Origin of the sequence: Microcoleus sp. B3-D7, from assembly GCF_036705305.1 — a bacterium.
In the GTDB taxonomy this organism is placed as follows: domain Bacteria; phylum Cyanobacteriota; class Cyanobacteriia; order Cyanobacteriales; family Microcoleaceae; genus Microcoleus.
On record NZ_JAUBUE010000021.1, the window covers coordinates 1 to 26761 of the forward strand.

The 26761-nt window shown below is 45.0% G+C and carries 19 protein-coding genes, 1 tRNA gene and 4 pseudogenes; 17 read left to right on the plus strand and 7 right to left on the minus strand.

Annotated features, from left to right (window positions below; genetic code table 11):
* Window positions 1-73: 73 nt before the first annotated feature.
* The 4 genes and pseudogenes from QUB25_RS15650 to QUB25_RS15665 form a co-directional block, all read left to right on the plus strand.
* A pseudogene (locus tag QUB25_RS15650) lies at window positions 74-187 on the plus strand (hypothetical protein); the annotation flags it as partial.
* A gap of 214 nt (window positions 188-401) precedes the next feature.
* Window positions 402-530 carry a hypothetical protein gene (locus tag QUB25_RS15655; RefSeq protein ID WP_333184018.1) on the plus strand — a complete coding sequence of 43 codons (129 nt, stop codon included), beginning with the start codon at window positions 402-404 and terminating at the stop codon, window positions 528-530.
* Window positions 521-594, plus strand: a tRNA-Lys gene (locus QUB25_RS15660). Before QUB25_RS15655 ends, QUB25_RS15660 begins: the two co-directional genes overlap by 10 nt.
* Window positions 595-774: 180 nt before the next feature.
* Window positions 775-1448: pseudogene (locus QUB25_RS15665) on the plus strand (IS1634 family transposase); the annotation flags it as partial.
* A 20-nt stretch (window positions 1449-1468) separates the two neighbouring features.
* Here QUB25_RS15665 and QUB25_RS15670 read toward each other — a convergent pair.
* Together QUB25_RS15670 and QUB25_RS29825 are read right to left on the minus strand one after the other, a co-directional pair.
* A complete protein-coding gene (locus QUB25_RS15670) occupies window positions 1469-1924 on the minus strand; it encodes a transposase (protein WP_333184127.1) in 456 nt (151 codons plus the stop codon).
* Window positions 1925-1967: 43 nt separating this feature from the next.
* Window positions 1968-2309 (minus strand): transposase, encoded by a 342-nt coding sequence (locus QUB25_RS29825; protein WP_445251953.1) that lies wholly within the window; start codon window positions 2307-2309, stop codon window positions 1968-1970.
* Window positions 2310-2385: 76 nt separating this feature from the next.
* Here QUB25_RS29825 and QUB25_RS15675 point away from each other — a divergent pair.
* Window positions 2386-3335 (plus strand): annotated as a pseudogene (locus tag QUB25_RS15675) (IS1634 family transposase); the annotation flags it as partial.
* Window positions 3336-3459: 124 nt separating this feature from the next.
* Here the strand turns inward: QUB25_RS15675 and QUB25_RS15680 are convergent.
* From QUB25_RS15680 to QUB25_RS15690, 3 genes are all read right to left on the minus strand, one after another.
* Window positions 3460-4491, minus strand: a complete 1032-nt coding sequence (locus tag QUB25_RS15680) for a PleD family two-component system response regulator (protein ID WP_333184020.1) — start codon at window positions 4489-4491, stop codon at window positions 3460-3462.
* Window positions 4484-13963 (minus strand): PAS domain S-box protein, encoded by a 9480-nt coding sequence (locus tag QUB25_RS15685; protein WP_333184021.1) that lies wholly within the window; start codon window positions 13961-13963, stop codon window positions 4484-4486. Before QUB25_RS15685 ends, QUB25_RS15680 begins: the two co-directional genes overlap by 8 nt.
* Before the next feature lie 215 nt (window positions 13964-14178).
* Entirely contained in the window at window positions 14179-14343 is a 165-nt protein-coding gene (locus QUB25_RS15690) for a hypothetical protein (RefSeq protein WP_333184023.1), read from the minus strand.
* A 481-nt stretch (window positions 14344-14824) separates the two neighbouring features.
* On the opposite strand from QUB25_RS15690, the pseudogene QUB25_RS15695 reads away from it, so the two are divergent.
* From QUB25_RS15695 to QUB25_RS15725, 7 genes and pseudogenes are all read left to right on the plus strand, one after another.
* Window positions 14825-15827, plus strand: a pseudogene (locus QUB25_RS15695) (IS630 family transposase); the annotation flags it as partial.
* A gap of 610 nt (window positions 15828-16437) precedes the next feature.
* Window positions 16438-17400 carry a GNAT family N-acetyltransferase gene (locus QUB25_RS15700; protein WP_333184024.1) on the plus strand — a complete coding sequence of 321 codons (963 nt, stop codon included), beginning with the start codon at window positions 16438-16440 and terminating at the stop codon, window positions 17398-17400.
* A 304-nt stretch (window positions 17401-17704) separates the two neighbouring features.
* Window positions 17705-17905 (plus strand): radical SAM protein, encoded by a 201-nt coding sequence (locus tag QUB25_RS15705; protein WP_333184026.1) that lies wholly within the window; start codon window positions 17705-17707, stop codon window positions 17903-17905.
* A gap of 123 nt (window positions 17906-18028) precedes the next feature.
* Window positions 18029-18229, plus strand: coding sequence for a hypothetical protein (locus QUB25_RS15710; protein ID WP_333184028.1), 201 nt, complete (start codon window positions 18029-18031; stop codon window positions 18227-18229).
* Between the two features lie 602 nt (window positions 18230-18831).
* The gene (locus QUB25_RS15715; protein WP_333184030.1) at window positions 18832-19293 is read left to right on the plus strand and encodes a hypothetical protein; all 462 of its coding nucleotides are present in this window, start codon (window positions 18832-18834) and stop codon (window positions 19291-19293) included.
* A gap of 205 nt (window positions 19294-19498) precedes the next feature.
* Window positions 19499-20938 (plus strand): hypothetical protein, encoded by a 1440-nt coding sequence (locus QUB25_RS15720; protein WP_333184032.1) that lies wholly within the window; start codon window positions 19499-19501, stop codon window positions 20936-20938.
* Window positions 20939-21002: 64 nt separating this feature from the next.
* Window positions 21003-22193, plus strand: a complete 1191-nt coding sequence (locus QUB25_RS15725) for a hypothetical protein (RefSeq protein WP_333184033.1) — start codon at window positions 21003-21005, stop codon at window positions 22191-22193.
* 73 nt (window positions 22194-22266) lie between these two features.
* Here the strand turns inward: QUB25_RS15725 and QUB25_RS15730 are convergent, their stop codons facing one another.
* A complete protein-coding gene (locus QUB25_RS15730; RefSeq protein ID WP_333184034.1) occupies window positions 22267-22521 on the minus strand; it encodes a DUF433 domain-containing protein in 255 nt (84 codons plus the stop codon).
* 406 nt (window positions 22522-22927) lie between these two features.
* Between QUB25_RS15730 and QUB25_RS15735 the strand changes: the two genes are divergently transcribed.
* Window positions 22928-23269 (plus strand): hypothetical protein, encoded by a 342-nt coding sequence (locus tag QUB25_RS15735; protein ID WP_333059547.1) that lies wholly within the window; start codon window positions 22928-22930, stop codon window positions 23267-23269.
* Window positions 23270-23412: 143 nt separating this feature from the next.
* Here QUB25_RS15735 and QUB25_RS15740 read toward each other — a convergent pair whose 3' ends face one another.
* The gene (locus QUB25_RS15740) at window positions 23413-23805 is read right to left on the minus strand and encodes a DUF4189 domain-containing protein (protein WP_333184036.1); all 393 of its coding nucleotides are present in this window, start codon (window positions 23803-23805) and stop codon (window positions 23413-23415) included.
* 135 nt (window positions 23806-23940) lie between these two features.
* Between QUB25_RS15740 and QUB25_RS15745 the strand changes: the two genes are divergently transcribed.
* The 4 genes from QUB25_RS15745 (at window position 23941) to QUB25_RS15760 (ending at window position 26633) form a co-directional block, all read left to right on the plus strand.
* On the plus strand, window positions 23941-24786 hold the full coding sequence (locus QUB25_RS15745; protein ID WP_333184038.1) for a hypothetical protein: 846 nt from the start codon (window positions 23941-23943) through the stop codon (window positions 24784-24786).
* 12 nt (window positions 24787-24798) lie between these two features.
* Window positions 24799-25437 carry a ThiF family adenylyltransferase gene (locus tag QUB25_RS15750; protein ID WP_333184039.1) on the plus strand — a complete coding sequence of 213 codons (639 nt, stop codon included), beginning with the start codon at window positions 24799-24801 and terminating at the stop codon, window positions 25435-25437.
* Window positions 25438-25566: 129 nt separating this feature from the next.
* Window positions 25567-25923 carry a peptidoglycan-binding domain-containing protein gene (locus QUB25_RS15755; protein WP_333073710.1) on the plus strand — a complete coding sequence of 119 codons (357 nt, stop codon included), beginning with the start codon at window positions 25567-25569 and terminating at the stop codon, window positions 25921-25923.
* A 143-nt stretch (window positions 25924-26066) separates the two neighbouring features.
* On the plus strand, window positions 26067-26633 hold the full coding sequence (locus QUB25_RS15760) for a DUF924 family protein (RefSeq protein ID WP_333184041.1): 567 nt from the start codon (window positions 26067-26069) through the stop codon (window positions 26631-26633).
* Window positions 26634-26761 lie beyond the last annotated feature (128 nt).

A 26761-nucleotide genomic window follows, 5' to 3' on the forward strand; every position in this document is an offset into this window, starting at 1 on the left:
TTAAGTTATTAATACATTACTTAAAATTTCACGATATTCCCATTCCTGGGGCATTCATACCTTGATTCAGCAACGCCTGACTGTGAAGTTGTTGCAGCCGATCGCGATCGAACAAAATATGCGTTTTGCCATCCGCGAAGGTAATCGCACTGTCGGCGCCGGTGTCGTCTCCCACATTCTCAAGTAGACGCTTGCGGAACCAATTAGAATGAGTAAGGTGGACTTTTGCCCACCTTACTCATTCATTCACAGCAAATTTTTCTGTGTGGATGCAATAGATCGCCAAGATGGAGTCAAGCGAATTGTCTAGATTGGAGATGGCCAAGTACCAGATTTGGTTGGATGGTCTGCCGAACGTTTTGCACAACTCTGGGGAGGTGCTTGAGGTCGATCGCGCTTAAATGAAATATGGAATCAGGGCGATCGCACTTGCGTTAAATATTGACCCTGGGCGATCGCCACAAATTTTTACAAAAAAAGTTGATTTTTTAGAACGGTTGTGTTATACTAGCTTAGATGCGGGAGTATAGCTCAGTTGGTTAGAGCAGGTGACTCTTAATCTCAAGGTCGAAGGTTCGAGTCCTTCTACTCCCATCCCAAATCCTGAACCTGAATTTATCGAAACTCACGTGTACAATAACAAATAATTTGTCACTGATAACACATTGATGTCAAATTAACAAATTATTTGTCACTCATAACAGATTACTGTCCCTTTGACACATACACCCCACATTCTGCAGGTGCAAGCGCAAAATCCAGTATTTTTAAGAGATGAGAAATATTGAAGCGTCAAATATAAGAGTACAGGATATTGACCACTGCGGACTCATTGCCGGTATCTGTGATGAAATGGGATTAATAGAACAGATCGATCAACTACTCGGGACTCACCCACAGTCAATCATCACACCAGGGCAAGCAGTCAAAGCCATGATTTTGAATGGATAGGGCTTTGTCAGTGCCCCACTGTATCTATTTGAAAAGTTTTTTGCAGGTATTGCCACAGAGCATTTGTTGGGAGAAGGCATCAGACCAGAACACTTAAATGATGACAGGTTAGGGCGCATCCTAGACAAATTATATGCCGCAGGACTGACAGAACTATTTGTCACAATAGCACTGTCTGCTGCACGACGCTTTGGCGTAGACTTGCACAGCCTACACCTAGATTCGAGTCCCCTACACGTTGATGGTGATTACCTAAGCGCTCAAAGTGAGACAGGAGAACTAGGTACAATTGACATTACCTACGGCTATTCCAGAGCTCACCGCCCCGATTTAAAGCAATTTATGGTCTGATGTGCAGTGGGGATGGAGACATCCCCTTGTACTTGAGAGTGGGTGATGGCAATGAAACCGACTCATCTTTATTTGCCCAACTGATTCTTGAATTCAGGCAGCAATGGGATGTGGATGCCTTGTTTGTGGCCGATGCTGCTCTCTATAGAACCCATTTGAGATCTTTTTACGCGGTGGCTAGTCTTTTAAGCATCAGTCTGATAAAGCAAAGCTTGAGTTTGGCATTTGAACGAGCGAGTGTGCGCTCAAAGTTTTTGACTAAGCTTTTGCATCTTTCTACCCAAGCGTTTGAACGTTCAATCACCCATCTAGCCGCCACAGGCACAAATCCCGATTGCCCTTTAGCGAGCTTTTCGGCTTTTGATGGCTTGGCGGAGAGTTCAAATTGAATCTTAGCCATAATCTGAGGATAAATCTCCTCCAAGGCTTGAGTAATTTTCTCAGGGTGGTACCCGTTGTCTAACAAGATGGTAGTTTTGGGAAGTTCGGCAGGTTTAGATTTGAAGTAATCGATGTTTTGGGAAAGCATTTCAATCAGCCCTCGATCATCAGATAAGCTAGCTTTGGTACAGTGAGTAAAGAAGGGAAAGCCAAGTATATCGACAGCTAGATGTCTTTTGATGCCATTAGTGCATTTGTAGAAACAAAACCCTTTAGACTCCTCACTAGCATAGAAGCGTGTTTTTCACCGCTTGTGAGTCAATCATGATTAGGGTTGTCCACTGCGGTTTTTTTTTTACTTGTTCGCGCACCTTACTATGTAACTCCGTCATGATCCGATCAAGTACATCGTCCTCACACCAATTTTGGTAATGCCAGAAGACAGTAGAATATGGTGGTAGATCTCTGGGCAAGTCAGACCAATTACAACCGTTCTTGAGTTGATAAAATATTCCATTGAGGATTTGGCGTTTTGTCCACACTGGAGGTCTGGTTTTCTTCTTCTGGGGCAGTAATGGCTCAATAATTTCCCACTCCTTGTCCGTGACATCGCTGGAATAACCCATTTTCAACCCCAATCTGATTAAATTTACCTCTTTTTGTCAATTTTACTCGCTCGCCCAAAAGATCTCAAATGGGTTCTATACTTCCGTAAATCTGCAACAGATGGCACAATTGCCATGGGTATCAAGAGTCCCTGCTACCTTGTCCTCGGCTAAAGAATTGTTGCAGGAGATTCACCCAGACGCATTGGTGAATAGTTCGCTAACCGACTACCAGATTGCTCAAGAGTGGGAATCGTTATGCCGACGTGCCACAACGATGGTTAGTAGTTAAGAGTCAGATGCGGTTGGCATCGGATTTAAAACAATTGGAGAAACGCAAGGCCAAACATTTCACACTCGCCACTTGTGCACTCAAGCAATTAGAAAGTCAACGGTTTGCTTGTCAACCAGATGCCACTTCTGCTGCGATCGTATTCTCGCAACAGTTACCTTACCATCAATTGCACGACCTGCAAGTGATCGAAATACTTGAATATCCCAGACGTGGCAGACCTCGTAAGGATGTAGTTGGTCAGAAACATTATCAAATCTCTGCCACACTTGTCCCGAAAGCTAGTGTCATTGATGCCGAACGGCAACGCGCTGGATTGTTCCTTTTGGCTACGAATGTTTTGGACGAGCAAGTTTTGACGCTATGACCAGATTCTGCAAGAATATAAGGCACAGCAATCGACTTGCGAGGTTTTCGATTTCTCAAAGACCCCTTATTCTTTACGAATAGTGTCTTTCTCAAGACTCCTCAACGAGTAGCTGCGCTAGCAATGTTAATGGGTTTGTGCTTGCTGGTTTATAGTTTAGGTCAACGTTCCCTCCGTCATGCTCTCGCTCTGGCTCAACAAACCATTGATCATCAAGTAGGTAAGCCTACAACCAAACCAACTTGCTCGGTGGGTGTTTCAATGTTTCATGTCGATTCATTTGTTGACAATTAACGGTGTCAAGCACATTACCAATCTGAGGCAAGAACGATTGTGGATTATCCAATTCTTTGGCGCTCCTTGCCGTAAATATTATCTTCTCTCTTGAGCTGCTGTGCCATCTCAATTGAAAAAATTCCCGGACGCTCGTGCTACCTGCAGAATGTGGGATAAACACCTAAATCAATTTATCTGGGAAGCAAGTTGAGTTGAACTCAAAGCTTAATGATTAATTAAAAAGTTTTCACAATAGAGCGGTTTCTCCCCTGCTGTTTAGCTTCATATAATCCTTTATCAGCCGCAGCAATCAAGATTGAGGGGTCAGAGGTGTCCTGGGGAACTACACTGAAAACGCCCAGACTCAAGGTGACGTATTGATTAACAGCAGATTGAGGGTGGGCAATTTTAAGATTTAGCACTTCATGCCGCATCGCCTCAGCGACTTTTAGCGATCCTTCAGCTTTTGTATTAGGTAAAATTACAGCGAATTCTTCACCTCCGTAACGAGCCAATATATCTGCCGGACGCTTAATAGCACGGCTAATCGCTTGAGCCACTTGCTGTAGACAGAAATCCCCGGCTAAATGACCATAAGTATCATTGTATTTTTTGAAATAATCAATGTCACCTAAAATCAAAGATAAGGGTAATTGCTCTCGTGCCATCCGTTGCCACTCTCTATTGAGAGATTCATTGAACTGACGACGATTAGCGATTCCTGTTAAGCTATCTAAAGAGGCGAGACGCTGTAGCTCGATATTAGCTTCAACCAAAGCAGATTCAGCTTGTTTACGATGCTTAATTTCCTGTTGTAGCAATTCATTTTGCTCGGCGATTTTCTGTGCTTGCTTCTGAAGTTGGAGGTACAGATTGCGGATAATTAGTTGGTTTTTAATGCGAGCTAAAACTTCGGCTGACTGAAAGGGTTTAGTAATGTAATCTACCCCTCCAGCATCAAAGGCTTTTACTTTATCAAATACATCATCGAGAGCGCTGATAAAAATTACTGGAATCTCCGCTGTCTGTGGATGAGCTTTGAGCAACGAGGAAACTTCATAGCCATCCATTTCTGGCATCAAGATGTCAAGTAAAATCAGAGCAGGGGGAGAATTTTGGGCAACTTTTAAAGCCAGTTGACCGTTAATTGCCTTCCGGACTTGATATCCAGACCCGGTAAGGATAGCGGACAAAACTCGGAGGTTGTCTGGATGATCGTCAACGATGAGGATGTGCCCAAAGGAAGCGGATACTTGATGGCTATTCATTACTAGATGCTCGGATTAAATCAAAGAGTATATCTAAGCGAAAGTTATTAATCAAATCTGTCAGGGTGTGTGCTAAACTTGCCTCGCTTTTGGGAATTTGGTCGATTAGCTGCAATATTACCTCGTCGTTAGCACAAAGCACCTCGTGTCGGAACTGTGCTATCCACTCAGAAGGCATGACGTTTAGATCCTCTAGTGTTAAGTTTCTCGGTGTTGCTAGCTCAGGTGAGCTATCCGACAAATCCTCTTGATAAATATAACGGACTCCTAAATGTTGAGCCATCTTGTCAAATAGCACCGACTCTAGAAAAGGCTTATGTATAAAGTCATCGCAGCCTGTTGCCATAATCTTGGCTCGATCTTCGTCAAAAGCACTAGCAGTTAAAGCAATAATTTTTGTTGCGTTGGTAGATGATGAGTTGGCAGGTAAGTTGTGATTCTCTCCAGCTACTGCACTTTGCTGTTCCAAAGCTTTTATTTCTCTAGTTGCTTCGTAGCCGTCCATGACGGGCATTCGCATATCCATCCAGATTAGGTGTGGTTTCCAAGTTGACCACAAAGCGATCGCTTCTTGACCGTTAACCGCTTCTCGCACTTCAAATCCTAACGGTTCGAGTATTCTTAAGAGCAACTGACGGTTCTCTTCGACATCCTCAACAACTAGAATGCGGTACACAGGTTGATTTGGCTCTAATCCAATAACTTCCCGGGTAATCGATAAACTCTTGTCATCAGATTCATCAACCTCGCTCGCGAGGATATCGAATGTGAAAATTGTTCCCTGACCAAGTTGACTGCTGACTGCAATCTGTCCTCCCATCATCTCTACGAATTGTTGGCTGATAGGTAAGCCCAGCCCCGTTCCTTGCATAGATTTGCGGCCTGTTTCTGTTTGTACGAAGGGGTCGAATAAAGTTTTAATTTCATCGGGAGCAATGCCGGGACCAGTGTCTTCAATTTCAAACAGCAAATAAGTTTTGGAGCCAAGGTTTTGGAGGTCATTTTTTTCTGATAGCCGACCCTTTTTCACTCGCAAGGCGATGTAACCGGAAGCAGTAAATTTAAGTGAATTTCCTAGCAAATTAATTAAAATTTGACGCAATTTATTCTCGTCAGTTTTTACGTATTGGGGAACATTTAATGCCCGATCAAAGGTTAGCTGCAAGCCTTTTGAAATCGCTTTGAGTTTGAACATTTGTTCTACATCGTTCAGTAGCTGATACAGGTCAAAGCGACTTTCATTGAGCGTAGTTTGGCCTGCTTCAATTTTGGACAATGACAAAATATCGTTGATTAAATTAAGCAAATGTTCGCCACTACGGTTGATGATTTTTAGCTGTTCTTTTTGCTCAGAGGTAACGGAACTACTGCGAACCATCACCTGGCTAAAACCGAGAATGGCGTTGAGAGGAGTACGCAGTTCATGGCTCATGTTAGACAGGAAGCGGCTCTTAGCGATGGATGCAGCTTGGGCGGCTTGGAGTGCTTTTTGCAAAGCTGCTTCTGCCTTTCTGCGTTCGCGAAGCGCTGCTTGCTGTTCGCTCACATCTATGGCGTGACCTACGGCTCGAATTGCTCGTCCGTTGGTATCTCGCGAGATCGTCCCGTAATCTGACACGTAAACGTAGTGACCGTCTCGATGGCGAAGTCGGTATTCCAAAACGAAATAATTTTGAGTTTCATTGGTCAAGGCTTCGGATAGCTGCTGGGAAATTTTGGGGAAATCTTCTGGATGGACGTGTTCGTTCCACCACTCAACGTTCGCGTCGGCTTCTTGGGGGCGGTACCCAACCAGTTCAAATAGTCCCTGCGTCCGCAAAATGCTATTCTGCTTGAAATCCCAGTCGTAGATATATCCTTTTACTGCCGATGTTGCTAGCTGAAAACGCTCGTTGCTTTCTTGTAGCGCTTGCTCTATTTGCTTGCGATCGCTAATATCGAAGGCTAAACCATGAAGCACTTGAGTCTGTCCGTCGGCGCTAAGAACGAGATTCGCTCGATCTCTGACCCAAACTGTTTTGCCATTACGAGTTACCATACGATATTCGACGCTCAATGGCTCTCCCGTAGAGATCGTGGTGCTTACGGCTTGCCAAACACGATCGCCATCTTCTGGATGGACGTAATCAGCCCAACTATTAAAAAAGCCAGCAGACCATTCTTCAGGAGGAACTTCCAGCAATTGTTGCAGTTGCGGGCTGATATAAGCTTCCTCAGTAGTTGCCTTGATAGGAGAAATATAAACGACTCCGGGAATTTGTTCGATTAAGGTGCGATATTTATACTCTGCCTGTTTGAGCTTTTCTTCTGCCAGTTTGCGATCGGTAATATCTAAGATCACCCCATGCCAAACTTTAGAACCATCTTCGCGGCATTCGAGTTGGGCTTGGACGCGCAGCCATCTTTGTTTTCCAGAAGGATTAATATTGCGCCATTCAGCGGTGAGATGTTCCAAGTTTTGAAGGGAACGAGTAATTGCCTCTTCAAAACTAGGTCGGTCGTCGGGAGAAACTTGGTTTTCGAGTAAATTTCGATCTTCTAATATCTGCTCCGGCTCGACTTCAAAGATGTTTCGGCAACCGAGACTGACATATTCAAACTGGGCTGAACCATCGGGGTAGTATCCAAAGGAGTAAAGGGTTCCCGGAATGCTAGCCGTCAAGTGTTTGAGCCGACCTTCGCTTAGACGCAGTGCTTCTTCTGCGCGTTTGCGATCGCTAATATCTTCGACAACGTAGGACAATCTCGGACGACCGTTGGGACCAATTCCAATCGGGCAAACGCTGGCAGAGAGCCATTTTTGTTCGGTTGGAGTCTCGTGAGGATATTCAAAGCGCACGACAGCTCGATCGTGTAAAGCTTCTCGGTAGCGTTCCATCCACTGCCGTCGGTGTGCTGATGGCACTCCCATCTCACTTGCGAAGCGATTTTTCATCTGTTCTGGGGTAGTGCCGAAAAACCTCGCTGATGTTAGGTTATCGGAAAGATGCAGAATATCGTCCTCATACAGCTCAACAATCCCCATCAGCATTGAGCCGCTGTCAAAGAAGCTGCGAAGGGTTGATTCGCTCTGCTGTAGCGCTTCTTCTGCGCGTTTGCGATCGCTAATATCTTCGACAATGTATGACAATCTCGGACGACCCTCAGAGCCAATTGAAATGGGGCAAACGCTGGCAGATAGCCACTTATGACCTGTAGGAGTTTCGTGAGCGTATTCAAATCTGACTGGAGCTTGAGTTCTTACAGCTTCCCAGTAGTGGTCCAGCCAAAGTTGCACGAGCGATCGTGGCATTCCAGATTTACCAACGAAGTGATTCTGCATCGCATCAGGGGTGGTACCGAAGAATTGTGCGGTTGCGGGGTTAGCAGACAGATGCAAAAAGTCATCTTCATACAGCTCGACAATGCCCATCATCATGACGCTACTGTTGAAGAAAGCTCGCAGGGTAGATTCGCTCTGCAGCAACGCCGTTTCCATTTGTTTTAGTTCGGTGAGGTTACGCAAACTCACCACTAAACCTGAAATTGTGCCATCTGCCTCTAAATAAGGAGCGTAGGTAGCGCTGAGAAATTTCTCTTCAGCGTTTGGATATTTAAACCATAGTTCGTATTGAATGGTTTCCCCATTTAAGCATCGGTCGCCTTTTGGCTTGATGTAAGTTTCAAACAGCTCTTTACCCAAAACTTCACTAATAGTACGTCCGAGTATTTCTTCTTGAGAGCGGTGATGCCAATTCAGGTATGCTTGGTTAACAATTTGATAGGTGTAGTTGCGATCGATTAAACAAATTGCATCAGTAGTAGTGGCAACAATCTTTTCGTATCGTCGCAGGTTTTCTTCAGCAATTTTGCGATCGGTAATATCTCGTCCGACCCCTTGAAACTCCAGCATCTGACCATCTGTGCCGAAAATTCCTCGGTTAACCCACTGCGTCCAACGCACCTCCTGTCCTTTGGCAATCACCCGATTTTCGATAATTACGAGCGGATTATCTACGCTAAGAGTTTTAACCAATCTGGCAACGAGTTCCCGGTCTTCCTCAAATACGGTAGGTTCGTAGCGGTGACCGACGAGTTCTTCCCGCGTTTTTCCATAAAATCGACAGAAAGCTTCGTTGACAAAGGTTAAGGTTCCATCAGGCAACGAGCGACCGATCAGTTCCGTTTGATCTTCAAGAATCGCGAGATAACGCGCTTCGCTTTGTCGTAGTGCCTCTTCTGCCTGTTTGCGAGCGGTAATATCAGCGAACGAGCAAACAACTGCGTAGGGGAGCGGTTCATTAGCTCGAATTAAAGGTTGGGAATTTATGGAAATCCAGGTAAAACTACCATCGGGTTTGTGGACTCCCATCACTACGTTCGAGCAAGCTTTGCCAGTTCGCAGCGTCACCATTGCCGGGTGTTCCTCTCCTGGAAAGGACGATCCATCTTCGCAAACCGCTCGCCAAGCTGGATCGAGGGAAGTACGCCCCATCATTTGCTTGCGAGACAAGCCAAGAATGCGTTTGGCACTGGCATTACAAGTACGAATCGCACCGTCAGCATCTTGTAAGACAATCCCCTCTGCCATCGCTGTTATTACAGTACGATACCGTTGTTCGCTTTCTTGGAGGGCAGCTTGCGATCGCTTGCGTTCGGTGATGTCGCGCACCAGACATACAACCTCATCGGCACCGCTTTTTACAATGCGCGTTTCGTAGCTGTGGATACCATCCGGTTTTTTCAGGTCGTGTTCGTAAATTTCTAGCGTTCCGGTTGTCGCTACGACTTGAAAACGTTCGAGCAAGTCGGCTTTGATTGGTTCGGGAATGGGGGTGTCCTGTAGCTTTGTACCAAGTAGTGCTTCGCGCGGCACCAGCAAGGATCTGTCATTTCCCGCCACATCTAAATAAGTGCCATCTACCCGATGCCGCACCATCAAATCGGGGATTGCGCTCAAAAGCGCCTGCATTCGTTCTTCGCTTTGCCTGAGTGCGGCTTCCGTCCTCTTGAGTTCGGTAATATCTGTAGAAATACCGCACATGGCATAAACATCGCCGTCAGAGTTTTTTAAAGGAACTTTGGTCGCTAAAAAGTAATGAAGCTCTCCATGACGATCGAGTCCTACTTCTTCAAAGCGATGGACAAGGCCGCTGTTTGTGACGAGATCGCTATTTTCTTTGTAAGTTACAGCTAACTCTTCGCTAAAAAACTTGCGATCGTTCGCTCCAATAATTTCAGTTGCGCTACATCCAAAAAGTTCCTCAGTTAAGCGATTGACATAGGTGTAGGTACCGTTCAAATCTTTGATATAAATACAAGCACCTGCATTATCTAAAATTGCTGATAGTTTTGTTTCGCTGCGTCGTAATTGGCTTTCTATGTGCTTGCGCTCCTCAATTTCCTGCTCTAATTGAGCATTGATTTGAGTCAGTGCAGCCGTACGTTCTTTTACCTTAGCTTCTAAAATGTGGTTGTAATTTCTTAAAAATTGTTCTGCCTGTTTGCGCTCCGTAATATCGGTAAGGGTGCCGATGTAACCGATAATGTTCCCATCGATATCTTTTTCCGCGATCGCTTGTGCCAATACCCAGATAATGCTGCCATCGCGTCGCTGCAAGCGGAGTTCGCAGCAATAGGGAATGCCTTGTTGTATGAAACTATTCCAAGCAGTATAAACGTGATCGCGATCGTCTGGATATACCGCTATTGCCCATCCCTCACCGATTAATTCTTCTAATGAAAGCCCGACCATTTCTAAACAGCGCTCGTTGCCGTATAAGCAATAGCCTTGAGTATCGTTACGGAATATACCAACAGGGGCGGTTTTCGCCAAAATAGCAAAGCGCTGTTCGCTTTCCTGCAATGCTTTTTCTGCTTGTTTGCGTTCGGTGATGTCGGTAACAATTCCGGTGGCAAACCAGTAATCTTCAGATTTGTGCTTTTTAGCTAGCAAAGTGTTAGATAACCAGAGCAAATTGCCATTTTTATGGCGGAATCGATACTCTATAGTTATTTGCCGTCCGGCATACAAATCTTGCATTGCTGGCAGAACGATTGTCTCAAGATCTTCGGCAGGAATTCTAGATAGCCATAAACTCGGATCGGCAGCAAATTCTTCTCCTTTGTAGCCAAGAACCTCCTCTCCATTGGGGGAATAGTAGTTGTATTCCCAGACTTGATCGGGATGGATGTGGGCGGAGGAAATAAAAGCGGCTGTGTTGTCAAGCACATCTTTGAGCCTGGTTTCCGATGCTTTCAGGGCAGCTTGCGCTTGTTTGCGATCGCTAATTTCCTGTCGCAATTCTTTATTAGCTGTTGCCAGTAGGGCAGTGCGTTGTCTGACTCTAAGTTCTAACTCGTCGCGAGCCTTTTCTAAAGCTGCTTCTGTAACTTTGAGTTCGGTGATATCGCGAGCAACTGCCAAAACCGATTGCACCGAGCCATCGCTGCCAAACTCAGGCACCACGCGGGAAGCATAATAAGTTAACCCTGCAACACCTGGAATTTCGTATTCAATACTTTGCTCGCAACCCGTTTCAAATACCTGCTCAATGGCTGTTTGCCAAAGATTAACTAACGCTTCGGGCGTACCTAATTCGTTAATAGTTTTACCGATAAACGCAGTAGAAGGAATTCCCGATTGTTTTTCAACCGTGGGGTTGATATAAAGATAGCGACATTCCCGATCCAATCGCATAATAATATCGGGCGCATTTTCTACTAGAGCGCGAAACTCTTGTTCTCGCTGTTGTAGAGCTGCCTCTGCTCTTTTGCGGTCGGTAATATCGATCGCGACTCCGCCAACCAAAACTTCCCCCGATGAACTGGTCAGCGGAAACTTATAAACCAAAAATTCGCCGATACTGCCATCTTCAAGGGGAGCCAGTTCAATTGTTTCGAGCGTTTGATTGGTTTCTACAACTTTGCGAATATTTTTTAAATATTCTTGATAGAACTCTGGTTGATATATAGAGCAAAGGTCTATTTTGCCAGCTAAATCATTTGGCAAGTTGAAGGTACGGGAATAGGTTTGGTTGAAGTAGAGAAGTAGCCCATCTCTATCCGTCATCCAAGCAGCAGCGGGGCTGGCATTCATAAATGCTTGGAAGCGGGCCTCACTTTCTTTTAAGGCTGTTTCTGCCTGTTTGCGATCGCTAATGTCGCGCAGAAAAACAGTAAAAACTTTTTCTCCTGCCAATTCCAGTTGAGAAATTGAAGCTTCAGCCGGAAATTCCGTGCCATCTTTACGGCGACCGATAATTTCGCCGCGCCTACCCATCTTCCTTGCTGTTTGGGCAGATTGGGCAAATTGCTCTACGTGCTGGCGATGATTTGCCCCAAAGCGTTCTGGCAAAAGTCGGTCGAGAGTCTGACCGAGCATTTCCTCGGAAGTATAGCCAAAAATCCGTTCCGCTCCCTGGTTGTACAGGGTAATGCGTTGGCTGGAGTCTACTGAGATAATGGCTTCGTCGGCAATGTCTAGGACTCCAGAGAGGCGTGCTTGAGAGGCTCGCAGTGCTTCTTCTGCGTGATAGCGATCGCTGATATCATGCGAACAGGCAAAACTGTATTCTTTGCCGTTAAATTCCAGATAATTCAGCGTTATTTCTACGGGAAGAACACTGCCATCTTTTTTGGAATGTTGAGACGTAAATGAAAGTGTTTTTTGCTCTTTAAGTTGTTGCCAATGCTGCGGCCATACCTCAATCGGAAAATTGGGATCTGCCTCCCAGACGTGCATTGATAGCAACTCTTCGCGAGAATATCCTCTTTGCTCGCAGGCTGTTTGGTTAACCCGCAAAATTCTGGCATCGCGATCGACCCAGGCAAGGCCGAGAGAGGAGCGTTCGAGCGAAAAATCAGCTAGTTGCAATTGTTCTTCTATTTGCTTGCGTTCCGTAATATCTTCAAATAGATATAGCCGTCCGAAATAGCGATCGCTATCGTCGCGAATTTGTGTCGAAAAACGACGAATCGTGCGCCCGTCGCTAAAAGGAATTTCATCTTCAACAACGGCTCGATTTTCTTCAGTTTGCAGCGGTTTGCAGGATTCTACGAAAGCCGGAACATCCGCAAGGGCAGGTAAACAGTCAGGAATGATATCGTTGTTTTTCAGTTGACCCTGCTGCATCTGTTCCTCTAGGTGTTCGATACCCCAGATTTTGCAGAAGCGGTGATTGAAGTAGAGAATGGCATCGCTACGGTTATCTACAACGAAAAAAGCGAGTGGCGAAGCATTGGTCATTGCTCGCAGCAATGTTTCTTTCCAACGCAGCTCTGCTTCAGCCTGTTTGCTTTCTGTAATATCGGTAGAAGAACCCACCATTCTCACCGGATTGCCGCAGTCATCCCAGAGAGCTTGACCGCGATGGAGAATCCATTTATAAGTTCCGTCCTTACATAAAACGCGGTGTTCGGTTTCGTAAAAAGGAGTTTTTTTAGCAAAGTGATTTTGAATTGTTTCCATCACCCAGGCAAAATCGTCTGGATGGACTCGTTTAGCCCATTCATCTAGATGGTGGGAAATTTCGCGCTCCTCGTAACCCAGCATTTCCTCCCATCGCGCTGAGAAAAAGACTTCATTCGTTCTGACATTCCAATCCCAAATCCCATCATTGTTACCCCGCAACGCTAACTGCCAGCGTTTTTCACTTTCTCTCAAAGCGTTTTCAACCCGCTTGCGTTCGGTAATATCCCTGCTGACACCGAGTAAGCGAGTTCGCGAATCGCGATCTACTAAAGGCGTTAAGGTGGTGAGAAAGCAACAAATCTGTTCTCCAAAAGGAAGATTCTCCTCATAAGAGATTGTTTTACCTTGCTGCAAACAGTCATAGTAATGCGCCCGAATCGTAGCCGCTGTCTCAATGTCCCACAGTTCGTCCAGCCGTTTACCAATCCAATTCTCGGTCAAAGTTCCACTTGAGGATTTAATGGCTCGATTCATGCTGACAACTTGAAATTCGCTATCCTCAAGCTGTTCCACCACCCAAAGGGTGTCTGTCACCGAGTTATAAATGTTGCTTAAAAACTGCTCTCGCTCTTGAAGTGCTGCTTGTGCAATTTTGCGCTCTCCAATCTCGCGCTCTAATTCTCGGTTAGCTGCCTCCATCTCTGCGGGACTCCGGAGCGCTAATGCTTGTGGCACTAATGGCACCAGCTCTATCGCTGTTAATACTGAAACGAACGCGGTTATGGCTTTAAGGCAACCACTCAGCCAATAAGTGGGATGCCATAGCGTCCAAATCTCCATCAAGTGAGTGGTACCACAAGCGACGATGAAGGCGCTAAATAGCAGAAATATCCAGGAGTAGGGTAAATCTCGTCGCTTACGAACAAAATAGAGCAGCGTTATCGGGATTGAATAATAAGCCAGGGCAATCAGCAAGTCGGAAACAATATGAAGCCCGACTAGCCCTGGCTTCCAGAGATAGCAATGCCCGTGGGGGATAAACGGTGCTATAGCAAAAAGGTTTTTCCAAAGTTCCAGCATTTTTTTCTAACTGCAATAACGACTTTTGCGATCGCCCTGGGAGGATGATAACCTGCCTGAAATCTTTATGGAGTAAAGATTTTGCCCACTTATACCAATTTTATATGAAGCTCCCTAGAATAGGGCTTCAAGAATAAACTTGTAAGATAACAACGAACTAATTTGCGAGCGGGGTGATTTTTTCAAGAACTTGTTTCAATCGCTCTCGTAATCGCTCAAGTGTTGTAAAAACCTCTCCAACAAGTTCCTGTTTTTAACCACCATAATAATTGTATTCGTTCTTCCTGACTCGCTGCACGAGTATTTTTTAGTTGTTTTTCTAAAAATTCTGCACTTTCTTCAATTGTGATTTTTAAAAGACGAGCCATAAAACGCACCATAAACCCCATCTTTGTATTATATGCAACTTCACATAAAATTGGTATGATCCTAAAAAAGATAGGCAGCCGAATTGTTACAAGCTAGCCTACCCCAAAAATAATGTTACTCACATTCTACCAAACCCACCTACAAAAACAACTAACGCACACCCATTTTAGGTTTCTCACTATATTATTGGAGCTTATACAATCGGAAAAACAAGTGAGGCTGGAACGCCTCGCACGGGTATTTCCCTATCCAATTACTACTGAAAGTCTTGCCAAGCAAACTACAAAGATTTCTTGACATACCTCAATTAACGATCGCACTCCAGAAGGTTTCCATTAATCAAAGAATGTTTTTAAATTGGCTAGCCTTTAACCTGACAATCGGTAAAAAAAACTGGGGATTTTTTTTTACTCAAAACATCGCCTCTGATATCATGTCCGGTCGATTGACCATGATATAATCACGAGGAACACTACCCCCATCAAATAAAGAATGCCAAAACGAATTACGATCGCACCTCATCTGAGTCCCGACGAAGCTCCAAGCTCGTTTCCGTCAAGCTCAAACAACCAGTCACGCTCATCATTACCAGATTATTTGGCTGTTAGCGATTGGAAAAACCACCGCAGAAGTGATGGCAGTGACATGTTATAGTCGTGGTTGGATTTATGAATTAGTCTGGGGCTACAACCATTTAGGACCTGAATCCCTTGGAGATCAACGTTGCAAAAATACCGATGCTGACCCTCTGCTGAATGATGTGGAACAAGCGATGGTTGTGGCAAGTCTTACAGCAGCCACCCCCCGATGGCGGGCTGTGGAATGGTCGTAAAGTGGCTGACTGGATGAGTGAACTCAAGGGTAAAAAGATCGGTCGCGGGCGTGGCTGGGAATATCTCAAGTCCATGAAGTTTCGATTGAGAGTTCCTCGTCCAGAACACCAGGAATCAGATATCCGCAGAACTTGCAGGAATGGAAAAAAAAATCTGCGTCGGTTCGTCTTGAAAATCAAGAAAGAGAACCGAGAAAGCGACGTAGAAGTCAGGTCAATGGACGAACATCGGCTCGGGTTGAAACCTATTCTAAGACGAGAATGGGTGGATGAGTTTAGTAATGCTACTGCTGTGGTTAACTGGCGGTTTCAATGGTTATGGCTATACGGTTTTGTACACCCGAGTACGGGAGAAACATATTGGTAGATACTGCCATTTGTCAATAGCCAGCTTTTTGAGCGAGTTTTAAAAGATTTTGCCCTCTAGTAGGAAAGTAGGACCGAAAAAAAGAGTCGTTTTAGTTGTAGACGGAGCCGGATGGCACTGAGCGTGAAAGCGTGAAAATCCCCGATGGCATACATTTGTATTGTCTGCCTTTACACTCGCCCCAACTCCAACCAGCAGAAAGACTGTGGCCACTGACCAATGAACCGATAGCCAATCGCTGTTTTAAAAACTTAGATGAATTAGAAGCAGTTTTATTTGAGCGGTGTCGAAAACTGTTAAATCTCAAACAGTTAATCAGTGGTTTGACTCATTTCTCTTGGTGGGAGTACGGCAAAAGTTTAATCATGGTTTATCGACCGGACATGATATCAGAGGCGATGGTATTGGCTTCTTCGAGGTTGCCCCTCTCATCTGGAATCGTTTCTGAGGGATGAGCCTTAGACATAAACGTTACTGTTTGATTAAAACATAAATGTATTTTAGACTGTAAAACTGTGACAGTCAATGTGTTAACGTTGATTTTAATCCAGAATTTTGCACTTTTATGGAAATGACACTTAATTAGTTAAATATCTGGAATTAGACATTTAATTTGTTAATGCAGTGGGATGCAAGGTGGAGGGAGAACAAGGAGTACAAATCGTTACAAACTTTGCTATGTAAGGGTTTTCGTTGTTTGTCGATTTGTGTCACGAATTTGTTAATGTGACAAATAATTTGTTATTGTACACGAGTGCAGGCAACTGCTGTAGCGGTTCGATGCGTCGGCGTGTTTGCGTTGTCAGATTTTGAATGCCGATCGACCGATCGGATCAGTTGATCGATAAAAGTGCGATCGCCCAAGCTATTTTTAAACTGGATAACAACAGGGAATGGTGATTAGCTATGATGGCAAATCTCTCGGGGCGCTGCTATGCCGGCGATCGCGATTTAGATGCGATCGCCCATTTAATCAATATTTGCGAAGAAGTCGATCGGCTCGATGAAGGCACTTCCATCTCGGAACTACAACAAGAATTTAACGCACCGTCCCTAGATTTAGCACGCGATATCCGCCTTTGGGAAGATGCGGAGGGAAAATTAATCGGTTTTGCTCAGTTGTCGGTTTCTGAACCTGGGGAAGTAATTGACGGTTGGCTGTGGTTTCGCGTCCACCCCGACGCGCGCGGAGGTGATGTGGAAGCAGCCGCGATCGCCTGGGGTGAAGTGCGGATGCGCGAAGTGTCTGCGATGCGGGGCGCGCGCGTGAAGCTGCGAACCTACGCGCGCGCTGAGGATTGCGATCGCATTTCTGTGCTGGCTAGTTGCGGTTTTAAGGTCGATCGCTATTTTTACCGAATGGCGCGATCGCTTTCTGAACCGATCCCAGAACCCCAATTCCCCGAAGGTTTTGCGCTGCGTCAGTTCCCCGGCGAACAGGATGCGGAAGCTTGGGTAGAAATGTTCAACCAGTCGTTTATCGATCACTGGAATCATCACGATTTAACGGTGGATAAATATAAGCACGAGTTAGCTAAACCCGATTACAGAAATGATTTAGACTTGATTGCTGTTGCTGATGACGGCACATTTGTCAGTTTTTGTTACTGCGAGATTAGTGTGCAAGAGTGCGATCGTACCGGGCGCAATGAAGGCTGGATTGCTTGTCTCGGCACTAGGCGCGGCTTCCGCAAAATGGGATTGGGACGAGCGATGTTGCTCGCTGGTTTGCATCGGCTCAAAGCTGCCGGTGTGGCTACTGCTATTCTCGGCGTCGATGCTGAAAATTCATCAGGTGCATTGCATCTTTACGAGTCTGCTGGCTTCCACAATATTCGCGATAGCATTTCTTATGTTAAGGACGTTTGATCGATGTTACAGTTCGCGATCGCGCTTTGACCAAAGAAACCGGGTTTTTTACTGAATCTGCGGGTTGCAACGAAGTATTTTCGTGAAAAAACCCGGTTTCTCGCCCCTCGTGTAAGTTTTATCTAAAAAACTTTTGCTACCCCCTTGACACCTCTGTAGTATTTATGTAGTATAAAAATATGGAAAGCGCAGGACAAGCAAAAACCTGTATTTTCCGTGCAAATTCTGAACCTTAACAACTGAATATTGCTCAAAATTTCAAGGAACATCAAGTTGGAAGTCTTGCAATACAGACTCGATGGTCATGTTGTTACTTTATACGAGACTGTTCGGTTACAAACTGACTCGACCAGAGTCAGATTCTGTAGGAAATCAGTCTAATTTCAATGAATTTCATGCGGATTCAGAACAGACAAGTTCGGCCAGATTTCAAGCAACCAAAAAGGCTGAGGAAATCCGCAGAATCAAACAAGCTTATCACCTAGAACGGCGCTTCTTTCAGTAAAGGTTATCAGATTTCGTGAATCTTTACCGCTACTGGCAATTTGCTAAGTCTCACAAAAAGCCAAAGTCAAGAGCAGATAAGCTACCAATTCCAAATCCAAATTTGCTCTAGGAGGTATCGGTAATGGTTCACATTCGTTTTGAAGGACGTTCCTATGACTTGGCGGAAAACCAACTGGGTATCGCGGCAGGAATGAGCGACAAGGCTATTAAGGAACGTCTGGCAAATCATTTTGATGTCAAGGGATCTCGCTTCGAGTCTTACGTACTCGATCGCCGTCCCAGCGGTGATTTAATTGTCCGCCCAGAAGCCGTTTACGGCTAGAAATTCACTGAAAGCACGTATTAGACAGCGCACCCCAACTAAAGAAGCTTACAAACTGGAAACGTTCAACTTAAAATCCAATTGTAGGTTCCATTCCTACCGGCCCCTAGGCTGAAAAAAAGCTTCTCTGACTTGTGCGCTGCCTTTTATAGCTGAATTTTTTATATCTTTCAGGCGCTTAAAAGTTCCACTTCGCGCCCCAACAAAGGAAGCTTACATACTAGCTCATTGGTAGAGCATTTCTCTTTAACAGAAAAGGTCGCGGGTTCAACTCCTGCGTATGTGCCAACGGCTTTCTTAACTTGCGCGAAGTGACTTTTAATGCTATAAAAGGCAAAAATAATTGAGCAATTTAGAATAATCACAAGTCAAAACTTTCTAGTTTAGAGATTAGAAAAATTTTGTTCCGCACCCTAACGAGTGAAGCGAATACACACATTCTAATCGATTTGTCGCAGGTTCAAATCCTGCCAGCCCCGTTTAAGGGGCTGTAGCTCAGGGGTAGAGCCATCGGACAGTCAAAACGCTTTGCCAACTTGTGCGGAACATCTCATATTTATAAAAAGTTAGATATAAAAGTGGTGTGTGAGGAGACTTAAATTATGACAAAAAAAACTATAATTTACCGATCGCCCAGCGAGATAGACAGTCTGATTCACGCTTTCCAAGAATGCAGCCTGCCGCGAAGTCAATGGACTCACGAAGCGCATTTAACCGTTGCCCTTTGGTATCTGTTTTATGATTCGGAACAAGAAGCGATAAATGCGGTGCGGAATGGCATTAAACGTTACAACTCGGTTCAGGGAATTGAGACTACAAAAGATGGCGGATATCACGAAACCCTAACGCTGTTTTGGGTGCGAACTATTCGCCGGTATCTCGCCGATGAAAGCCGGAATCGATCGATGGTAAATCTTGCTAACGGTTTGATTGCAAAATATGCCGAGCGCACTTTACCTTTTACCTACTACACGCGCGATAGGTTGATGTCTTCGGAAGCTCGAATTAACTGGGTTGAACCCGATTTGAGATCCCTTGAACTAGAAACAGTTTCCCTCAAATAATTTTCAATAGCAGTTTTTGCCGCGCCCTAATCGCGAGAGCTTACATACAGACCCTATTAGGTTTAGCCATAGGTTTACTAAAAAAAGCTCCCCAAACTTGCGCGGTGATTTTTAAATTTTACTCGCTAGCGTGCAACAACTGCCAACCGCCGATTTGGAATACTTCTCAAGTCCAAAATCCAAAATCAATAGGAAGGTAAAAACAATGAATATGAATACAGCAGAACGCGATTTGCGTTTGGAAATGCTCAACAGTCTGCTCACCACTCCTCACCGTGTATTAGAAAAAGTAGCAGAAATTCACAAGTTAATTATCGAATTAGACCCCATTTTTTACGGTCATTTAGCAGTGTGGTATCAACGCCACGGCGACGTGCGCGATCACAAGGAAGTTTTTGCCGGAAATTTGCTGACTTCGGCGCTGACGGAACACCGAGATGCCGGTTTTATGATGCTGCAAGAGTTCCCTCCCTACGAGGTTTCGCGGATTGTGGACTTTATGAAGCGGCACCAGAATAAGGTGCCCCGCAGCGCGCGCACTGCTGTCACTCGCTATCTGAAATCGCGGGAAAAGAATCCGCAGTTTTTTGATCGCGCCGCCCTCCGCAACCGCAAGGCGATGAAGCATTTGTACGCAACGCTGCACGTCAAGCCGAGCGATCGCGCTAATGCTATTTTGTTTAAAGACAATCCGCCGGAAGACTCTCTGGCATTCGTTTTGAAGCAGTTGGCCAAGGCGACGACACCTGCGGAACAGGCGAATTTGATTGTGGAGTACAAGATTCCGTATACGATCGCAGTTGGTGCGATCAAACAGCTAACGCCAACGGTTTTGGCGGCGCTGATTAACTCGATGTCGCCGCAGGAAGTTATCAACAATTTGAAATCGATTCAGTCGCGCGGCGCGATGGATCACCCGGAAGTCAAGCAGTTGATTGACTCGAAGCTGGATGAAGCGGCAAAGTGCGATCGGGTTTCTGCTTACAAAGCGAGTGTTGCGGGTGCGGGCGCGAACTTCGACGCAGCAACGGCGGCGAAGCTGGAAGCGGTGACAAACGAACAGGTGAAGAAGCGCGGCAAGATTGCGAAAGCAACCGGTTTGTTGATTGACAAGTCGGGAAGCATGGAAAGTGCGATCGAAGTCGGCAAGCGTCTCGCTGCTTTGATTTCCGGCATTTCCGAGGCTGCACTGTTCGTTTATGCCTTTGACACCATGCCGTATCCAGTGCAAGCAAACGGCAGCGAATTGACAGACTGGGAACGCGCTTTCAAGCACATTCGCGCTGGCGGCGGCACAAGTTGCGGTTGCGCGGTGGAAGCAATGCGAATTAAAAAGCAGGTGGTCGAGCAATTCATTATCGTAACAGATGAAGGCGAAAACACTGCACCTTATTTTGCAGATGCTTATCAGAATTACTGCCGCAGTTTAGGGGTAATTCCTGATGTTGTGATTGTGCGAGTTGGTTCTTGGTGCGAATATGTCGAGAAGCAATTAAAGGGCAAACAAGTATCGGTGGAAACCTTTACGTTTTCGGGCGATTACTACTCCTTGCCGAATTTAGTGCCGATGTTGAGTCGTCCTTCGCGGCTGGAATTGTTGATGGAAATTATGGATACGTCCCTGCCTGTGAGGGATGACAAGTGATATAATTTAGGCATTGCCCGTCAGTTATGCTGGTGGGCAATGCTCACTTTATGGGATAGCTACTGTGCCATACCTCAAAGCAAAACATCTATCAACCCAAGGTAAAAGGTTGAATGAGAGGGTAAAAACTGCTAATCGCAAGTTAATTTATATTGGTGGTGAAATCAGGTTTCAATCCGAGATGGATTTGGAAGATTATGTAGATGAGAAATTTGATGAAATATTTCCCTCGCTAATTAAAATCAAAAGGCAGCATACTGTAAAAATGCAGCGATGCGATTTATTGTGCTGTACCCAATCCGAAAAACAGCCGATAATTATTGAGTTGAAAAATGAAGAAGATCGAGGATTAGTTTCGCAGTTAACTCGGTATCGTAAAGCTATTATCACCAATAAATGCTTTGAGGATAAAATTGACTATTCATTGCCAGTTAAAATGATAGCGATCGCACCGAGTTTTCACGCTGATAATTACACAGACAAAGAAGCTTCAAAATTTGAAGAAGATTTTTGTTTTTGGGAATTTGCTGTACAAAATCATCATAATTCAGGTCAATTTAAACTATTAAGTCAAATTTATGAAATTTCTTACCCTGTATTTGGGTTGCCAGAAATCTCTCATAATTTAGATCTTAGCAGTTTACCTCCTTTTACTTGCAATTTTGTAGGTAGGCTCCCACCAGACTATCATACAGATTTTCTGAAGTTGCGAACTTTGCTTTTGTCTCAGCCAAAAGTAAAAGAAATGGTTAGTACCACTTACAGAAAAATATTGTATGGAACTGGGGATGGAGTGAATCACAAAAAAGTGGCCGAAATAACTAACACTACTAACGGAATCGTTTTATTTCTTTGGTTGCCAACAGCCGTTAATAAAAATACCAAAACACCGATAACTCGATTTGGATTTGTTTTGAAAAAAGTAGGCAACCCTTTTTCTCCAAATTCTTCTCTAGAATGGGTTGTTTGTACCAAAGATACTATCAACTTAAAAGAGCAACCTCAACCTAATACATATTCAGGAGTAACTAGAGAGGGGATGTTAAAATGGTGTAAATCTAATATGTACTTGACGCAAGCTGCACTAGGTTATAATAATACTTTTTGGTTACTTATCAATCTTCTTAAAGGTATTACTCCTCCTCTTGATAACACTACTCTGGAATGGTGGAAATCTTACGCAAAGGAGACACCCACGAATTTAGGATGGTTTATAGATTTAGCTATCAAAACCTGGAATTATCGCGTCAAGTAGAACTTTTATATACGGATACATTCAGCAGCAAACGAAAAACAGCCCGCAATCCTTCAGGTGTTAGCATTGTAAATTATTCTCTAGTTTGAGCGATAATTTCTTGTAATTCTGGATTAGCGATGGATGACACTAACTGGGAATCCGCACCAGCCAAAGCCGCGCGCAACTTTTCTGCAGTGAGTGCAGGATATTTCTCTAAAACCTGCTGTTGTGTCCATCCCGCAGCAAAGAGCCCCAGCAAAAATTCTACAGACAATCGAGTTTCTGGCGCCGCTGGTTGACTTGTTGAAGCTTTCGGGTTTGGATGAATGAGCTTTCGCCAGTCCATTGTTTTACTTAAACGATTTGGGAAGATTCCGCCGATTATACTGCATTTGGGCACAGTAGAAACACGGGTCTCGTTGACTGATTGTGTAACATGATACGGCAGGTAATACCATTTTAGATTTTAGATTGGGAATCACTGATGCCAACCAGGGTTTGGAGTTTGGCGACAGTGGCATTTTTTTTTGAGCGGGTGTCATTTCCCCATTTTGCGATTAAATTGTTATTACGATCGCAGTACAGCGCTTTCTTATAGACTAGAGTGATGGGGTAGCAACGGGGCGATCTACCTTTTGCTTCAGTCCGTTTCTATACCAAACTGCGATTGCGCTAAATCTCAACCCAATGTGCAACGAACTGTGCAGCGAACTGTGCAACCCACAATACAACTACTTTAACTTCTTAAAACTATGGGAAAAAAGTCGAAAGCCAAAAAATCCCAGCTCAAAAAATCCAGTTTGCTCTGCCAGCGACTCCAAGAAGCTGTCGATCGAGGCAGTAAAGTTTGGATTAAAACAAATAATAGTAGTTTCGGCGGCATCCCGACTAATTTGTTCGGGGAGTTTGTGGAACTTTTGGTGATAGTTCCCCCTAACGAACAGGCGGAACATATCGATGCTTACGGGCAAGTTACGTGGCTGATTCGACTCTCTGATATTATTGCACTTGCTTACCCTACTGAATATTGGTCTAAAGATAGATTAGAAAGTTTGCTGCCACCCGATGCAGTTACCTCCGAAGTAGGAGATTAACTGCGTCGAGTGTGCATTGCGTACCCTAATTTTAGCTGAGTTGTATTTGGTATGGTGTGCAATGCACACCATACATTTACTATTTTTTAAGCTGTTTTAGCAGCCAACATATACACCTCTTCCACCGATTTTTATCAGTTTAATTAGTTGTTGCAAGCTGAAAGCTGCACTTTACAACTGCCGCCCTCTAGTTCGCTGCAACCTGCGAGAGCTTGAGCTTCTGCTGCTTCTTTATCGTCGCCCCAGCCCGCACCAGCTCCTCCTTTGCCTACTGCGATCGCTCCACAATTATTACTATTAGATGTCAGGGGTTCGCAGTCGTTCGCACCTCCGCTTTGTTCATTGCACACGGCTACTGCTGCGTTTAGTGCTTCTTTCTCTGTAGCATGATCCCAACTAATACCAGTGGCGTCAGAAGTCGGAGAATAAGCAGTAGCTCCATAGGTGTCCTGAGCTTGAGCTACCTGGACTGAGCCAAAAAGAGGAAGTGTCAAAGCTGTGACTACAACCCACTTAGAAAAAAGCTTTTGCAGCATATTTACTTAAGATATCTACAAGGTTAAGTTGCGAGGTTCGCTCAATATTAGATTAGGAAATTAATTACTGTCAATAGTGTTGAGTAATCTTTATGTTTTCTTAAACTAAAAGTGTCTTCGGTAACAAAAAGTAAGATGACGGAGGTCAATTCAGTGGCAGATATCCGCAAAATCCTCAGCCAACTCGCTGCCCAAGAAGCGCACCTACTCGATACCCAATTCCTGGCTCCTTGCGTGCCCGGGGGAAGCGTGCGGACACGAATTAGCTCAATGGTTTATACTTTTCAACCGCAGCCGCGCAACTTTGAAGGATGGGCTATTTTTGGGCCAGTCAATGAGAAAATTGCTGCGGTGATTGAGGAACCGAGTTTGCCGCAAGTAGCCGAGTATTTGCAACTGCTTGTACCCGTTCGCTTGCAGTTGGCTTGCGTGCTGCAAGGGCAAACTTGGCTGGCTTATCCTGTTAACGAATCTGATGCTAAACAGCGCACGGGTGTTGCGAAACCCGTACCAGTTCATTTAGTAACTGAAGGTTCGCAGTTTGAGCAGATCGTTGCGCGGTGGGACGGTCATTGTTTGTGGTTTGAAGAGATTGATAGACGCGCCGATCCGCGGCCGTCTGAGGAATTGAAAGCAGCTTTAAAAAAGTTGATTTTGCCTCAAGAAGTTCGCTTTAAAGGGATGACACCGGAAATGCGAACAGTTTACGAATTGCTGTCGCGAAATATTAAAGGTTTCGATCCGAAAGTGCGGGCAGAAAAGCGCTTGCAGGGGGCTTTGAAAATGGGCGGCGGTGAATTGCGAGATTTTTTCGACCGCGAAAATTATTGGCTGGTTGAATGGACTAGCGGAACGGGAGAACACCACACTTCTGCGATCGCCAAAAATGACTTGACAGTTATGAGTGCGGGGATTTGTCTCAGCGGATTGGACAAAGACTTCGACTTGCATTCATTGGTTGGAGTCGTCGAAAATCGCTAATTCTTGATTACCATGAGCATATTTTTTCACGAACAACTTTACAGAAGTGCCGGAGTGATGTCGCAGATCAAAAATTTCCCGGTAACGGTGTGCGGGGCGGGCGCTTTGGGTGCGAATATTACAGAAAGTCTGGCGCGATCGGGCTTTTGTCAGTTAAAAGTCATCGATCGCGATCGCATTGAGGAACGCAACCTTTCCACTCAACCCTATTATCGATCGGACATCGGCGCATTCAAAGCCAAAATTCTCGCCAACAACCTCTACCGCGCTTTGGGAGTCAGCATTGACGCGCACTCAAAAGAATTGACGCCCGCAAATGCCGATCGGCTGCTTGCCAACAGCGCCACAGTCATCGATACTTTTGATAACAGTGTCGGGCGGCAAGCAGTCAAGGATTACTGTGCGAGTGCCTCCCTTCCATGCGTGCACGTCGGATTAGCTGCCGATTACTCGGAAATAATTTGGAACCAACACTATCGGGTTCCTTCAGCGGCCAATGATGACGTTTGCGATTACCCGCTGGCGCGAAACTTGGTAATCCTGACAGTTGCAGTTGCCTGCGAAGTTATTGTTACCTTTGCTGCTACCAAAGAGCAACAAAATTTAACTTGCACGATCGGAGATTTTGCAGTAAAGCCACTTATATTGTAGAATGTCGGTTGACTGTTGCCAGAAACCTGGTCAATCAAGATTGGATGCCCCCATCCTATAAACCCGGTTTCTCACCCTCAAACAATCGTCCAACTTGCAAAAAACGCTTGAAAAATTAACAGGGAAAGTATGGCCGGATCGCAGACTTTTTATTATTTACTAGCAATTCTCGCACTATTAGTTTTGACGGGTACAAGTAGAGCAAACTATGCAGCGGGCTCCGCAGTTTGCTACACTGATGATTGCCATCGACCAGCAGTGAGACACCATAAAAGGATTTTAAAATGCGGCTCGAAAGGGCACGATGTGAAGAAACTGCAAAAGTTGTTGAACGCGCGGGGCTTGTCCCCACACCCGATCGTAATTGATGGCGTTTTCGGTCCGACAACCGAAAATGCAGTGAAAAGATTTCAGCGACAAGCTCATATTCCTGTAGACGGAGTTGTGGGAGGCAAAACTTGGGACAGACTGTTTGCTAGTTCCTAACTTTAAGCACTGCACAACAAAGGTTCCTAAGTCATTATTGCTAATCATTAATCGCTGTGGTTTGTAGTTGCACAGATAGCACGTTTTGTGCAACTACAGACACAGAAGCTTTAATCAACAATCAATCGCATACTAGATTGCTAATGAATGAAGTTTTAGATTTTTGGTTTGGTCGATCGCACTCTCCAGAGTTTGGCAAAGCCCAAAAGAAATGGTTTGAAAAAGATGCGGATTTTGATGCAGAAGTGCGATCGCGATTTCTCCCGCAATACGAACTCGCCGCCTCCGGTCAACTTCACTCATGGCAAGATTCCCCCGAAAACTGCCTAGCATTAATTCTACTGCTCGATCAATTTCCACGTAATATGTTTCGGGGAACGCCCCAAGCATTCGCCACAGACAGCAAAGCTTTAGCCACCGCCGAATACGCTATTAATCATAACTTCGATCGCGAATTGCTGACTGTACAAAAATTATTTGTTTATCTGCCTTTTCAACACAGCGAAAACTTAGAAAACCAGCAAAAATCTGTCGAACTATTTAGCCAACTCAGCCGCGAACATGACAGCGATTCACTCATTGAATACGCGCAGAAGCATTTGGAAATAATCCAGCGTTTTGGGAGATTTCCCCACCGCAATGAAATTCTCGGACGCGAAACAACCCCCGAAGAAGCAGAGTTTCTGAGACAACCCGGTTCGGGATTTTAAAGCGCGATCGCAAAATCTCGATCGTTCTGATATATTCGAGGTTGTAGAGGCGGTTTGAGCGCGCAATCAGAAGCAACAGCAGGCAATCTGTCTACAAAACCCGCCCCCACCCAGTGACTCTCAAATTA